This window comes from Paenibacillus guangzhouensis, assembly GCF_009363075.1.
In the GTDB taxonomy this organism is placed as follows: domain Bacteria; phylum Bacillota; class Bacilli; order Paenibacillales; family Paenibacillaceae; genus Paenibacillus_K; species Paenibacillus_K guangzhouensis.
Genome location: NZ_CP045293.1, coordinates 3756943 through 3771377 on the forward strand (window position 1 = coordinate 3756943; position 14435 = coordinate 3771377).

Consider the following 14435-nt stretch of genomic DNA (forward strand, 5'->3'; position numbering starts at 1 on the left):
CCCCCACTGCTACTGCTCTTTTCTCCGGTATTCAAGCGGTGTCATGCCGAACTTTTCTTTGAATTGCCTGCTGAAATATGGCAAGTAACGGTAGCCTACCTGATCCGAAATCTCGTAAATTTTGATCCCCGGCAGTTTAAGAAGCTCGCAAGCTTTCTCCATACGCAGCTGCACGAGCAATTCGTTGAACGTATGTCCTGACTTCTCCCGGACCAGAAATCCAAAATAGCTAGGCGAGAACGAAAAATGCTGAGCGATATCCTTGACCGTAATATTTTCACTCATCCGTTCTTGGATCGTCTTCTTCACATTGCGGATAAACTGACTGTCATGCGTGCTGTTCTTCTGGTGAAGCTTCTCCGAAATTTGAAATACGTGATAGATCATCCATTTACGAATATCATTGATCGTCTCGAATTGCACCAACATATCCAGCTTGCGGATGTCGATGTCCAGCAGTTCGAAGAGATCCTCGTTCACCTCGCTTAAATATTGATCCAGCTTCAAAATCATATAACTGGTCAAATTATGCACCGTGAATTTGGAACGCAAGCTCGTCACCACACGGAATAACTTCTCAAGTTCGTCATAGATTTGGACAAGCTCATACTCCTTAAGCGCTTTCAACAACGCGTTCATATGCTTATCCAACAACCGGTAGTCCAGCATGGCCGGTTCAACGATGACATCTTCATAATGAATGATGCCGCCTTTCCCCAGGAACATCTTCCCTTCCACAGCCTGGATGGCTTGCCGATACGACTCGTATAGTTGTTCCGACGCTAGCACGGACGATCCAAGTCCCGTTGTGACGACAACCGCCAGTCTCCGCTGGGCGAAATCGATGAGCTGCGTAATCTTATCTTCAACACCTTCCGCTTCCAGGAGCAGGGCAATTCGCTGTGGGCTTAGCTTGCAATAAGGAACGATATCCCCCCGGTTCGCGGCTTCATGGAGCTGCTTCAGAAATATTCTGGCGCCTTCAAGCCGAGATGGAGCGTTATCATCTACCCTCGACAGCAGATCTAATTCCATGACAGCAACGCGAACGGGCCAGTTCATCCGATGCAATTCATGAGTCTTCATCAATTTATCCATAAATTCTCGATCCGTCGTATCTTCGCCTTCGAAGAGCCGCAGCAGCATATCGCTTTTAGCAATTGGAATCATGTCCTGATAGGCCTCTTCCACTTCACGAAACTTCGATTCCTCGTCTAAGTCTCGCTTCACTTTCATCAGTGATGTAATTAGCTCGCGGTCCTCAAGCGGCTTCAGCACATAGCTATAGGCCTTCAGCGACAGCGCTTGCTGCACATAGCTGAATTCTTGGAAGCCGCTCACGAAAATGATTCTGATCTTCGGCTTACGCTGCAGAGCGATCCGGGCCAACTCGAGCCCTGACATATAAGGCATGTTCACATCGCTTACCAGTATATCGATCGGATGTTGATCCAGAATCTCACAAGCTGACAACGCGTTGTTCACGCATCCCTTCACTTCCATCCCCAGCTCAGCCCACGGTATAAATCGCCTCATGCCTTCCAAATCTAGTTCTTCATCATCCACCAACAGCACATGATACATAGACTCTCCCCCTACGTCGTAGCTATGCGACTTCGTTGCTATTCGTTATTCAGAACTTTCATATTGTCATGCCATCGCTTCGTAATGTAGTCCAAATAGGACTGAAATCCAGCCTCCATCGAAGCGCGATGCGCCTCATCCAGAATGCGCAGCACCTCCTCGTCGCTCTCGCCGAACATCGCATCCTCTCGTGCATCCAGCCATATTTCTTTTAAATCACGCATGATATGTCCCTCGGCCGAATTCGGCGGCGGCTGGACATTGATGAAGGCAGTCGCGTTCCCTTGCGTCGCCCAAGTCACTTTTTGCTGCCAATAGGTCGCCCAATTCTGCTGTTCTTTCGGTAACGTCTGCTCATACTCGCTTTTGGTTCGGTCCAAATAGACCGTATTCCCAACCCAAATCATATGGTTCGAGATCGCTTGGATCTCCGTTAAAGCTGCTGGATCAGATCCGTATCTAGCTGTGAAATTCGGTGTAATCCCATCTTCCTTGAAACCATCCCAATACCCATCCGGTCCCGGCGGTCCCCACATCTGTACGGCTGAGCCTTCCGGCCCTGTCATCCAATCCAGCATCGCGAAGATGGCTTCCGGATTCTTCGCACTTGTCGTGATCGCCGTGACATTCCAACCGAGGATGTTATACGTGCCTGGATAGATCTTCGAACGATCCAATCCTTGTTTATAGATCGGTTCGATAAACATATAGCCGTCATCGTTGTTCCCCTTACGCAGTTCTGCATCCGCCCGCATCGCATCTAGCATCGGATTTGCGCTTGCGTAGACGGCCACTTTGCCTTTCATTAGTTTCTCGCTGACCTGATCCTCTGTCTGCACCATGGCTGCCGCCGGCATCAGTCCTTCACGCATGAGCTTCGCCACGAATAACGCGGATTCCCGGAAAGCCTTATCCAAATAGATGGATGTCATCCGCTCCCCTTCCGGAACGCCATATAAACGCGTGAAACCCAGATTATTTTCCTTAAATGCCGAGAAAAGCTGATCGATCCCATGTCCTTCCTTGGCTTGCCCCGTCTCGAAAGGAACAACATCCGGGTATTTCTTCTTCACTTTGACTAAATACCGATAGAGATCATCCGTCGTATCCAGCTTCGGATTCCCTAATTCCCGATAGATCTTTTTATTGATGATATAACCTGCATTGCCATAAGGCCGATTCGAATAATAATTCGGGAAATAATAGATTTTATCGTCCGGAGCGCGGAGCAAATTCAATACCTTTTCGCCGGCCCAATGCTTCAAGTTAGGGTACTTCGTTATGTAATCATCTAATGGGACGAGCAGCCTCTCTTCGCGCATCCGCTCGAGATCGAAGTCCCGGTCTCCCCAGATGATGTCCGGCAGCTGCTTGCTCGCGATCATCTTCTGCAATTTCAGCTTCGCATTGCCCTCCGCGCTTATGCCACTGATATGGATCTTCAAGTTGTCTTGAATCCACTTCGATGACGGATCTTTCCCCCACGGAGGCATCGTATAGTAACTATAATGACCATAGAAACTGATATGAAGCGGATCTTGCCCTAGCGGATACAACTTCTGCCCAAGCTCCCGATCTTGTCTATCAAGTTGAATCGGAGGGATCGAAGTCACTTCTTCACGAGCTGGAATTTGTGAAAAGCCGCACCCTGCAAGCAGCGATAGGACAACGCCGACAAGCATGACCCGCAGGAACCTTACTTTATGTTCAATCAACGTCTCAACCCCCTACACTTCGCGAATATAAAGGTATTTTTGTAAAATTATATCAATACACACCGCAACAATACATCTAAAATTTGAAAATCTATCCAGCGAATGTTCAATGATTCAGGTGAGCATCAAAATAGACTTTGACACTCACCTGAATCATTGATTGAGTCCATCCCCTCTGTGGATGGACTCAATCTTCCTATGAAAATTACTGACCTAGTTTTTTCTTATTCTCCAGCCATCTTTCCGTACGCCATTCGAGCAGCTGGTTGTACCCTAACGCCTGTGCGTCTTTTTCCGCTTGCTCCAGAATCTTATCTACCTCTTCATCGCTCTTCGCCGTGGAAGATGCGGATAGGGTCTGCAAGAAGAGATCCAGCACATTCGTGCTAATATCCGCCAGTTCGGTGCCTGGTGCAGGCGTCAAGTTGCTCGCCAAGGCCGTCTGGTCAATGTGCGTTTTCCATGTAACCGATTCTTGATAACGGGCAAGCCAGTTGCGTTCTTCCGGCGGTTTCGATAGTTCGAACTTCATCTTCGCCGGGTCGATATATCCCGTGTTACCTGCCATCATGACCGGATTGTTGGCTGCCTGAATATCAGCCACTTCTTCCGCATTGTATTGTTCGGTAAAGATCGGCTGACCGCTCTCATCGAGTCCTTTCCAGTTCCCGCCTTCCGGACCAAAGAACTGAATGAGCATGCCTTCCGGTCCCGTAATATAATCCAGGAATGCATAGATCTTCTCCGGGTCTTTGGCCGCTGTCGTAATCACGTTTACATTCCAGCCCAGCTGGTCATAACCACCCGTATAGATTTTGTTCTTGTCGAGACCTGCTTTATGGAATGGCCAGATCATGAAATAGCCTGCATCCGGGTCCTTCTTAGACAGTGCCGCATGCGCAGCCGAAGCATATGGCATCGGATCTGAACTTCCGAATATCGCTACCCGGCCAGACATTAATTTCTCTTGCACCGGTCCGCGATCCGTGATTGTGAACATGTCTTGGGAGATCAGCTTCTCACGATACAATTTCGATACGAACTTCTGTGATTCATGGAATGCAGGGTCTGTGAACAAGGAAGCGAGCTTATTGTTCGCCTCGTCCACGACAGCAAGCGTGCTTCCATTCAAGGAACGGTAATAAGCATTTTCCTTGAAGCCTGTGTAGATGAGCCCCACACCTTGACCGTCAACAGCACGGTCCGGTTCATAAGGAATCACTTCACTGCCGTACTTCTGCTTGACTTTGACCAAATAGTCATAGAGTTGATCCATCGTTTCCAAGGTTGGCGAACCGAGCTCTTTATATATCTTTTTATTCACGGCGTAACCTGAACTGCCGTTCGGTTGCGATGTGTACCAGTTCGGGAATTGATACAGCTTCCCGTCTGGGAATCGAAGCAGATCCGCGGATTTCGAGCTCAGCCATTTTTTAAGGTTAGGATATTTCTCCATGTAATCATCTAGCGGCACGAGTTTGCCAGCTTCATAGAGTCGTAGGATATCCGGATCGAACCGATTACCATAGATCAAATCCGGGAGATCATTATCCGCCATCATCGTCGTCATGAGCTGGGCGTGGTTCCCTTGCGCGGCTCTTGTCTTAATATTGACTTTCTTATTCTCTTTCAAATACTTCCAGAATGGCACATCCTCCATCTTCGCCGGCAGGTCGAGCCAACCGTAGTGCGCATAGGCTGTAAACTCCAGCTCACTCGAACCCAACTGCCATACATCCGCTGGCTTTTCTTCTGTTGTATCGCTGCCAGTGCTCGTACTCGCATTCGTCGTGTCGTTCGGTGTGCTAGGTTTCGGCTCGCTCGTTGTTTTGCTGCAACCGGCGAACAACGTCGTCAGCAGTAGCGCGGTAGCCACCATGACGAGCGTCTTTCTCGTTTTCTTCATCCGAAAATTGCCCCTCTCATTCATTTTCTATATGTCCAAAGCGCGTACGCCTCAAACCGTAACTCGAACTACTCTTTCAAGGAACCGACCATGACGCCTTTGACAAAATACTTCTGCACAAACGGATACACCGCGATGATCGGTAGCGACACAACCATGACGGTCGCGCTGATCAGCGACTTCGCGGTCAAGCTCTTCTGGCTCATCGCCTCCAATGTCTGACTGTTAACCGTGCCGCTGCTTGCGCTTGCCTCATTAAAGAGGTTCGCATTGAGCAGTCGTCTCAGTACCGTCTGCACAGGCATCAAATCTTGGTTGGTGATATAAATCGTTGGCGCAAACCAATCATTCCAGTGGGCGATGGCCGTGAATAAACCAAGCGTCGCAATGACAGGCCCCGACAACGGAAGAACAATCTTCAGAAAGACCCCCCAGTTGCTGCAGCCATCAATCTGCGCCGATTCTTCCAGACCGACAGGCAGGCTTTTGAAAAATGTCCGAAAAATAATCATGTTCCAGACGCTGATTAACCCGGGGATAATAAACACGAGAAAATTATTCATCAGACCCAAAGATTTAATGAGCAAGAAGGTGGGAATCAATCCCCCGCCAAAATACATCGTGACGATAAAAAAGATGGTGAAAAATTTACGGCCGATTAAATAAGATTTGCTCATGCCGTAGGCCAGCATCGTTGTCATAAAGATGGCGGATACGGTCCCAATTACGGTCCGGAGGATGGTGATCATAAATGCATTCAGCAGCTTATCGTCGTTAAACACCGTGGCATAATTGCTCCAAGTGAACGCTCTCGGCCAGAAAGCGACGCCCCCCTTCGCCGTATCCAGACCTTGATTCAACGATACGACCAGTGTGTTCCAAAACGGATATAAGGCACTAAAAGATAACAAAATGAGAAACACATAGATCGCTACAACCATGACGCGGTCGCTATATCCCAAACGCTTGAAGAGCACAGTTTTCCCCCCATATTGTCGAATGTTCTACCAGAGGCTGTTGCCGGTCTTTCTCGCCAAATAGTTAGCCATCGTTAACAACATCACGCTAATGACGGCACGGAACAAACCAACCGCAACCCCGTAGGCATATCTCTGATTCTGCAGACCTGCCCGGTAGACATAGGTATCGATGACATCGGATACGGGTCTTAGGCTTGGATTTTGCGCCAGAATCAAGATATCCTCGAACCCGGCATTCAGCAGGCTGCCCATGGCCAATATCATGAAGATAATGATGATCGGCATAATGGTCGGAATCGTAATGAGATACATTTGCTTGAACCGGCTCGCGCCATCGATTTCTGCGGCTTCGTACAGGCTTGGATTTACGCCCGCGATCGCAGCCATGAAGATAATGGAGTTGAATCCGATGTCCTTCCACACATTCGCAGACACAAGAATGCCCCAGAAATATTCTTTCATCGAGAGGAAGTTAATCGACTCATCGATCGCCCCGATCCCTTTGAGCAGCATATTGACGCTCCCGTTCTCCGTTGAGAGCAAGCTCATCACGATGCTGCCGATGATGACCCACGACATGAAATACGGCAAATATGTAATCGATTGAACCACGCGTTTGAAGATCCGATGACGGACCTCATTTAACATCAACGCCAAAATAATCGGAGCCGGAAACCCAATGATCAATTTCAGCAGGCTGATCATGATCGTATTTCTCATAATCGTCCCGAACTGCGGCGCATTGAAAAAATCTTGAAAATGCTTCAACCCAACCCACTTATTCTCGAAAATTCTTGCGCCCGTAAAAATGTTGTAATCCATAAACCCTGTCAGCACGCCATACATCGGGATGTACGCAAAAATAAAGATCAGAATGACCCCCGGCCAGACCATGATCTGAATATCGATTTGCTTCCATAGCCGTTGCCATAAGCTCTTCTGGTTCGCCGTTGCCTGCGACATATCCATCCTCCCTGCTCATCTGCATGAATCGTCAACCTTTTACCAACATTCTACGTTCTTCAAATCCATGAAACGAGATAATAGAAGCGTGATTTTTTGCGCTTTTACGTTAACTTTATTTTGAAAAATGATACAAATTCACGATTCGATCGTGTGAAAATGACACTTTGATAAAAATACAAGATCCATTTCAGAACCTAGAATCATTCCCGTTCGGGCTTAGAACATAAAAAAGAATCACGTCTTATCGACGTGATTCTCAATTCGTTATCTTGAATTAGACCTGTACCGCTTTCTCTTGCACCGTCATCCGCTTAATCGTGGAAGTTCATCCCATTCGTTACCGCCGCGACATACCCCGTGCGGACGACAAAATCTCCGAAGTGCTCGCCCTGATTCCGATCAACCGCATAGTGCTGAATAATCGGTTTTAGCGTATCGATAATGTCATCTTCGCCAATGTTCTCGCGATATAGCTTGCTCAGTCGATCACCAGAGAACCCCGCGCCTAAGTACATATTGTACTTGCCAGGTGATTTACCAATGAATGCAATCTCACCTAGCGCTGGGCGCGCGCACCCGTTCGGGCAGCCTGTCATGCGGATATTGATTTCTTCGTCCAGAATACCGGCTTCCTCAAGGATCGGCTCCAGCTTATCAATAAGTGTCGGCAGATATCGTTCCGCCTCGGCCATCGCAAGCCCGCAGGTTGGCAGCGCTACGCAAGACAGCGCACTCCGACGTAGTGCCGAGTACTTCGAACCTTCGGCAATGCCGTGCTGTTGCAGCAAGGCTTCAACGGCTTTCTTTTTCCTAGTGTCTACACGCGCGATCATTAAGTTCTGATTCGCCGTCAGGCGGAAATCCCCTGTGTGTATCTTCGCAATTTCACGCAGAGCTGTTCTCAGCTTGTAGCCTTCTCCATCCGCGATACGGCCGCTTTGAACATAGAGCGTCAAGTTCCATTTGCCATCCTTGCCTTTCACCCAGCCGTAACGATCTCCCGTATGCTCGAATGTAAATGGACGCGCAGCTTCAAGCTGCCACCCTAACCGGTCATGCAGTTCTTCCACGAACCAGTCTAAGCCATGCCGATCGATCGTATATTTGAACCGGGCATTCTTCCGAACGGAGCGATTCCCGTAATCACGCTGGATCGTAACCGTCTTCTCCGCCACGTCCAGAATACGGTCTGGCGTTACGAAGCCGATGCTCCGAGCAAGCTGAGGATACGTACTCGTATCGCCATGCGTCATGCCCATCCCACCACCGACGACAACATTAAAGCCGACGAGCTTATCGTTCTCCACGATCGCAATGAATCCAAGATCCTGCGAATAGACGTCAATATCGTTGGACGGTGGTACCGCAATCCCAATCTTAAATTTCCGAGGCAAATAGACTTTGCCATAAATCGGCTCGACTTCCACAGCTGCTTCCTCTTGCTCCAGACTGTCGACCACCTTTTCCCCGTCCAGCCAGATCTCATGATAGGCAGGTGTCTTCGGTGCCAAATGCGTCGTCAGCTGTTGCGCCCAGTAGTACACCTCGCCATGTAAATCAGATTGATACGGATTCGGGTTGCACATGACATTCCGACTTACATCGCCGCACGCCGCCAATGTTGTCAGCAGCGCTTCATTGATATCTTGGATGGTCTGCTTCAAATTCCACTTCAATACGCCATGCAGCTGGAATGCTTGCCTCGTCGTTAGACGAATACTTCCAGTCCCGTACTTATCCGCTAATTCATCCATCACAAGCCATTGCGCAGGAGTTGACACCCCGCCTGGCGTAACAACACGAAGCATGAACTGATAGTAGGGTTCTAATTTCTGCTTTTCCCGTTCATTACGATAATCTCGATCGTCCTGCATATAGCTGCCATGGAATTTCAGTAGCCGATTATCCAGCTCGGGCAATCCACCCGTTATTCGATTCGCCAGCGATTCCGTCAATGATCCTCGTAAATAGTTGCTTTCTAATTTTAGTTGTTCCACGTCACTCGGCGGTCCACCAATCGGCTCCACCTTTTGCTTATTTACCATGGCTATCAGCTCCTCTACTTGCATGATGCGGTCATGTTATTGCACCGATTGAACCTTGTGCCGTAGCACAAACGCTTAGTATACATCACGTTGGTAACGCCCCTGCTCTTGCAGCTCGGCTAGATACGCAGCTGCCACCTCAGGCGATTTGCCGCCATATTGCCCAATAATGTCAAGCAATGCGGCTTGAACGTCGTGTGCCATATGCTTCTCATCGCCACAGACATACACATGTGCACCGTCCTGCAGCCAGTTGTATACCTCTTCACCATGTTCCAGCATGCGCTGCTGTACATAAACCTTCTCTTCCGTATCGCGGGAGAACGCTACATCCAGCTTCGATAATACGCCCGCCTTCAACATGCGCTGCCAATCCGTCTGATACAAGAAGTCTGTGACAAAATGTCTGTCGCCGTAGAACAGCCATGATTTCCCTGTCGCACCCAGCTCTTCGCGATCCTCAAGAAATGCACGAAATGGGGCAACGCCCGTACCAGGTCCAATCATAATGACTGGCGAATCTGGATTCACAGGAGGTTTGAAATTCGGATTCTGTTGAATAAAAATCGGAAGTTTATCGCCCGGCACCAATCGTTCCGCAATATAGCTTGAAGTTACGCCTTTACGTTCACGGTCATGTGCTTCGTATTCCACCTTGCGGACGGTCAAATGCACTTCATCAGGGTGTGCGTTAAGGCTGCTCGCAATCGAATACAAGCGCGGCGGCAGCTTACGAAGCAGTGTCGATAGATCTCCCGGAGCAATTGTCCACGGCAGGAAATCACGAAGCAGATCGAGCAAGTCGCGTGCTTTGACATACGCTCTCAACGCTTCTTTATTTTCGGGCTTCACCAGCTCTGCCAGTTTGTCGTTGCCGGAGAAGGCAACGGCTTTCTCCAATAAAGGCTTCGTTAACACGGTAATTTCATAGTAGTGCAAAAGTGCATCACGTACAGAAGAGGTCTCTCCATTCTTACCGGTTACAACGACCTCCTCCGGATTCCACTTCAGCAGCGAGATCAGCTCATCCACGAGAGCCGGATCATTCTGCGGATAAACGCCAACCGCATCGCCAGGCGAATACGTCAAGCCCGAATCTTCTAAGGAAATCTCCACATGGCGCGTCTCACGATCGGATCCTCTTCCGTTCAAGTCTAGATTCTCCAGCACTTCTGCCATGTAAGGGTTATTTCGCGAATAGATTGGTTCAACAGCATTGGGTTCAACTGACGCGCTAGCTGCATTCGTAGTCACATTCGTGGATGCAGGTGTCGCAGATGAACTTACCGCGCGATTCACAGCGTCAATCCAGCCTGCTGCAGATTCTTCAAAGTCCACGTCGCAATCCACACGATCTGTCACTCGCTCTCCGCCAAGCTCTGCCAGCCTCGAATCGAAATCTTGACCTGTTTTGCAGAAAAATTCATACGATGTATCTCCTAGGGCAAGGACCGAGAATTTCAATCCATCCAGCTTCGGAGCACGCTTACTATGAAGAAATTCATGGAATGTCAATGCATTATCTGGTGGATCACCTTCGCCGTGCGTACTCACAAGCACGAATAGATAATCAACCTTCTTTAACTGATTTGTCTTGTACTGATTCATGGCCGACAGTGTCACTGTGATCCCTTGCGCTTTCAACCGCTCAGCCAGCCGACCTGCTAGTCTCTGCGCATTCCCAGTCTGTGAGCCGAATAGGATCGTCGCTTCAGGTGGTACTTGCGTCTCGGTAGAGACGGGTGCTGCAGCAGGTATCGCCGATGCGTCATTAACTGTCGCTGATGCTGTCACCGTACCCGTACTCACCATGCGGTAAGCCGATAAATAACCGCCCAGCCAGCTCAATTGGACATCCGTTAACGTTGGGAGCAGCTTATTGATGAGCTCTGTTTGCTCACTTGTAAATGGACTATTCGTAACTTGAAGTTGCAACACGAACCACCTCACTGGAATATATAAACCCGATAAAACCACTAGGTATAATTTAACTTTTATACTAAAACAGATTTGCCAAAGGTTCAACTGAAATATCGACAATTATTTATTAGATATTTTTAGATTTTTCATATTTTTACTTATAAAGCTGAAAATGCTACGAACCAGACTAGATTCACCAATATAAAAATGCACCCTGTGTACATTCATTGGTTTACCCGAGGGGTAGTGCCGATGAATGTGGGTGCATTTCAATGCCGTTATTCTATACTTTTTAAGGATTCAATCATATTGATTTTGGTTACTTTTCTCCGAAGTAGTAAGTTAGCCAGAATGGTTAGTAAGAATGCAAGAATAACAGATACCAACATGATTAAAATGTTTAATTTATTTGGGATTTGTTGGTGGGTACTGGACAGTGCCTTGACAATAAGTGCATACATATAGCCACTAATCGGTAAGGCTACAATGACCGCAAATGTGGTTAGAATAATATTTTCAAAAAATATTAGTCTGTTTATTTTATTTTTTTGATAGCCTAATACCTTAAGTGTTGCAAGCTCACGATTCCTTTCATATATGTTGATGGAAGATATCGTATAGATGGCGCTAAAGGAGAGTATAACGGCACAAATGGTAAACATGATAAATACAAAACTGTTTTGTTTCAAAATATATTGAGCTGATTTCTTTAGATCCGTCTTATCTCCAATGGTATCTACATGAGGATCTTGTTCAAAGAAGTTACGAACACTTATAAGATCTATAGTGCTATTGGCTTCAACTAACAGCGAAGTTGGACGATAGTCGATGTCAAAGCTCTTTAAATAGGCTGGTGTAATATAAAACGAGGGATTCGAATACTGCGTAGATATTTGTAAAACCTTCGTATCTACCGTTTTATTCTTAAGCTCTGGTGCTGTGAACTTGATTTGGATGATATCCCCTTCTACAATTTGATACTTGTCAGCGTAAGATTTGGGTACCAGCACACCATTATTTTCTAAAGATATCTCATTGTCCTTTTCGTCAAAGAAATGAATGAGACTGTTTTCTTTTGCAGTAACCACTAAAGTGGCATTTTCTTTTTCATCCTTTTTTATGAATTCCACAGGGAAAGTGGATAAATCATAACTATTTTTAATTCCGGAGGGGAGGTTTATCGTATCAATCGATGTGCCCATTGTGTAATCTACTCTTAAATCATACTTATAAACATCTTCAATTTGGTTCGCTACTTTTAGCAAGGCCGCTTGCGTGCCAAAAGCAGTGATCAATAATACCGTGCTTACAACCACACCGATTGAGCTCGCTATAGCTTTTGGTTTATTTAAGAAAATATTTCTCAAAATGAGTTTATAACTGTAGGAAATGCGACGCCATAGGCCTGGAACTCTTTCTATCACTAGCTTTTTCATCGTCTTTGGCGGTTTAGGACGCATAGCTTGAGCTGCACGTTCTTTTAATATCGTTCTACCGCTTAAGTAACAGGCTAGAAGTCCAAAAGCACTAGAGAAAAGGATGGGAGGAATGATCGAATAAATAGAAAGTGAGTATGTGATGCCAGGCAGAGAGTGGGACTTTGCACTCGACGCCGTTACTAAAGGAATAAATACACTAGCAGCAACGACACTACCTAGGATTGAGCCTACGATACCTGCCAGTACAGGGTATCCCATGTAATGAAGCATGATGGTTCTGTTTTTTACCCCCAAAGCCTTCATAATCCCTACTTGATTTCGCTGAGAATCTATAATCCTCGACATGGTAAGAAATAGGATGATCGCTGCAATCAAAAAGAGAACGAAAGGTACAACCTTACTCATCATGCCGTTATTATAAATCGTTTCATGTATTTTAGAATAATTGAAAGTCCGTTCTTTACTTACTTGGTTTAAATAAGAAAGTTGTTTGGATTGTGCTTCAATGGATTGACCTAATAGATCAATATCGTAACCATCTTGAGCATCAATCATGATTTCATTATACGAAAAGCCGTCTGCAATTTCAGGTATTGCCGCTTCGGCAATATAAGCTACGCCGTAGGCTTTATGGTCTTGAGTTTCATTCTTTTTTACATATTCAACATTCTCGCCCAAGCCGCTAATGGTAAACTTAACATCTCTCCCATTCGCATTGATACGGATTTGATCACCGACATGATATTCATGTTCTTTTGCATAATGGGAATCTACTATGATTTCATCCTTTTTTGTCGGGATACTGCCCTCAATCATAGTAAGCGTATTTATTTCATTATTTTCAGGAATCGAATGAATTTTCAATGAAGTTTTATCATCTTCAAAAGCTTGCGTCGCATCGAAGGTATAACGTCCTTCTATTTTATGGATACCTTCAATTTTGCTTAAACCTGCCACATCATCTTTGGAAATTTGACTGTAATACACATTTAAGTCGCTTAAATGATGTTCTTCAAAGTAATCCTTCGTATAAGTACTAAGCTTATCGCTATACGTTACCAGCCCCGCATAGAAAAAAGCTCCTACTGCGATAATCAAAACTAAGGCTATAAATTGCCCGATCGATTGTTTAATATCCCTTATCAATTTTAGAAAAAGCTTCATCATTACCACTCGATCCCTTCGACATTCTGTTTGTCATGATTCACCGTTACACTTTCAATCATTCCGCTCTTCACCTTAATAATCTTATCCGCCATCGGAGCAATCGCCGTGTTATGGGTCACCAAAACAACACACTTCTTCGTCTCCTTATTCAGATCTTGAAGAAGCTTTAAGACCGACTTCCCTGTCACATAATCCAAAGCCCCGGTTGGTTCATCACAGAGTAACAGCAGCGGATTTTTGGCAACCGCTCTCGCAATCGCAACACGTTGTTGTTCTCCTCCCGAAAGCTGGGAAGGGAAGTGCCGCATACGGTCCTGCAAGCCAACCTTATGTAAAACATCTTTTGCATCCAGATGGTTTTTACATACTTCCGTGGCAAATTCAACATTCTCAAGTGCGGTTAAATTCGGGATTAAGTTATAGAATTGAAAGACAAAGCCAATCTTCTCCCCGCGATATTCCGTTAATTTTTTTTCATTAAATCTTGTGATGTCTTGATCACCAACGGTCACATGTCCTGTGGTTGCCGTGTCCATACCGCCAAGGATATTCAATATCGTACTTTTGCCGGCACCGCTAGCGCCCAATACCACGACGAATTCTCCCTCTGATATGGAAAAATCAACCCCAGCAAGAGCCTTGATCGTCACTTCTCCTGTGTTGTATTCTTTTGCTACGTTTTTGAATTCGATTAACGTTTTCATTTTCACGTC

9 protein-coding genes are annotated in these 14435 nt (G+C 46.4%); all 9 read right to left on the reverse strand.

The features are described 5' to 3' along the window. Positions 1-9: 9 nt before the first annotated feature. Positions 10-1584 (reverse strand): response regulator, encoded by a 1575-nt coding sequence (locus tag GCU39_RS16815; RefSeq protein WP_152394574.1) that lies wholly within the window; start codon positions 1582-1584, stop codon positions 10-12. A gap of 38 nt (positions 1585-1622) precedes the next feature. Further along, on the reverse strand, positions 1623-3299 hold the full coding sequence (locus tag GCU39_RS16820) for an extracellular solute-binding protein (RefSeq protein ID WP_227793237.1): 1677 nt from the start codon (positions 3297-3299) through the stop codon (positions 1623-1625). A 205-nt stretch (positions 3300-3504) separates the two neighbouring features. Continuing rightward, on the reverse strand, positions 3505-5205 hold the full coding sequence (locus tag GCU39_RS16825) for an extracellular solute-binding protein (protein WP_152394575.1): 1701 nt from the start codon (positions 5203-5205) through the stop codon (positions 3505-3507). Positions 5206-5273: 68 nt separating this feature from the next. After that, positions 5274-6146 carry a carbohydrate ABC transporter permease gene (locus GCU39_RS16830; protein WP_152397295.1) on the reverse strand — a complete coding sequence of 291 codons (873 nt, stop codon included), beginning with the start codon at positions 6144-6146 and terminating at the stop codon, positions 5274-5276. Positions 6147-6209: 63 nt separating this feature from the next. Beyond that, positions 6210-7148, reverse strand: coding sequence for an ABC transporter permease (locus tag GCU39_RS16835; RefSeq protein ID WP_227793238.1), 939 nt, complete (start codon positions 7146-7148; stop codon positions 6210-6212). A gap of 314 nt (positions 7149-7462) precedes the next feature. Then, positions 7463-9196, reverse strand: coding sequence for an assimilatory sulfite reductase (NADPH) hemoprotein subunit (cysI, locus tag GCU39_RS16840; RefSeq protein WP_152394577.1), 1734 nt, complete (start codon positions 9194-9196; stop codon positions 7463-7465). Between the two features lie 75 nt (positions 9197-9271). Continuing rightward, the gene (locus GCU39_RS16845; protein ID WP_152394578.1) at positions 9272-11131 is read right to left on the reverse strand and encodes an assimilatory sulfite reductase (NADPH) flavoprotein subunit; all 1860 of its coding nucleotides are present in this window, start codon (positions 11129-11131) and stop codon (positions 9272-9274) included. 263 nt (positions 11132-11394) lie between these two features. After that, positions 11395-13719, reverse strand: coding sequence for an ABC transporter permease (locus tag GCU39_RS16850; protein WP_152397296.1), 2325 nt, complete (start codon positions 13717-13719; stop codon positions 11395-11397). Between the two features lie 2 nt (positions 13720-13721). After that, a complete protein-coding gene (locus GCU39_RS16855; RefSeq protein ID WP_152394579.1) occupies positions 13722-14426 on the reverse strand; it encodes an ABC transporter ATP-binding protein in 705 nt (234 codons plus the stop codon). Positions 14427-14435 lie beyond the last annotated feature (9 nt).

Bases quoted from the DNA above. Each gene is read 5' to 3' on its own strand.
- GCU39_RS16815 (WP_152394574.1), bottom strand. From the start codon at position 1,584: ATGTATCATGTGCTGTTGGTGGATGATGAAGAACTAGATTTGGAAGGC.
- GCU39_RS16825 (WP_152394575.1), bottom strand. From the start codon at position 5,205: ATGAAGAAAACGAGAAAGACGCTCGTCATGGTGGCTACCGCGCTACTG.
- GCU39_RS16830 (WP_152397295.1), bottom strand. From the start codon at position 6,146: ATGGTTGTAGCGATCTATGTGTTTCTCATTTTGTTATCTTTTAGTGCC.
- GCU39_RS16835 (WP_227793238.1), bottom strand. From the start codon at position 7,148: ATGTCGCAGGCAACGGCGAACCAGAAGAGCTTATGGCAACGGCTATGG.
- cysI (WP_152394577.1), bottom strand. From the start codon at position 9,196: ATGGTAAATAAGCAAAAGGTGGAGCCGATTGGTGGACCGCCGAGTGAC.
- GCU39_RS16850 (WP_152397296.1), bottom strand. From the start codon at position 13,719: ATGAAGCTTTTTCTAAAATTGATAAGGGATATTAAACAATCGATCGGG.
- GCU39_RS16855 (WP_152394579.1), bottom strand. From the start codon at position 14,426: ATGAAAACGTTAATCGAATTCAAAAACGTAGCAAAAGAATACAACACA.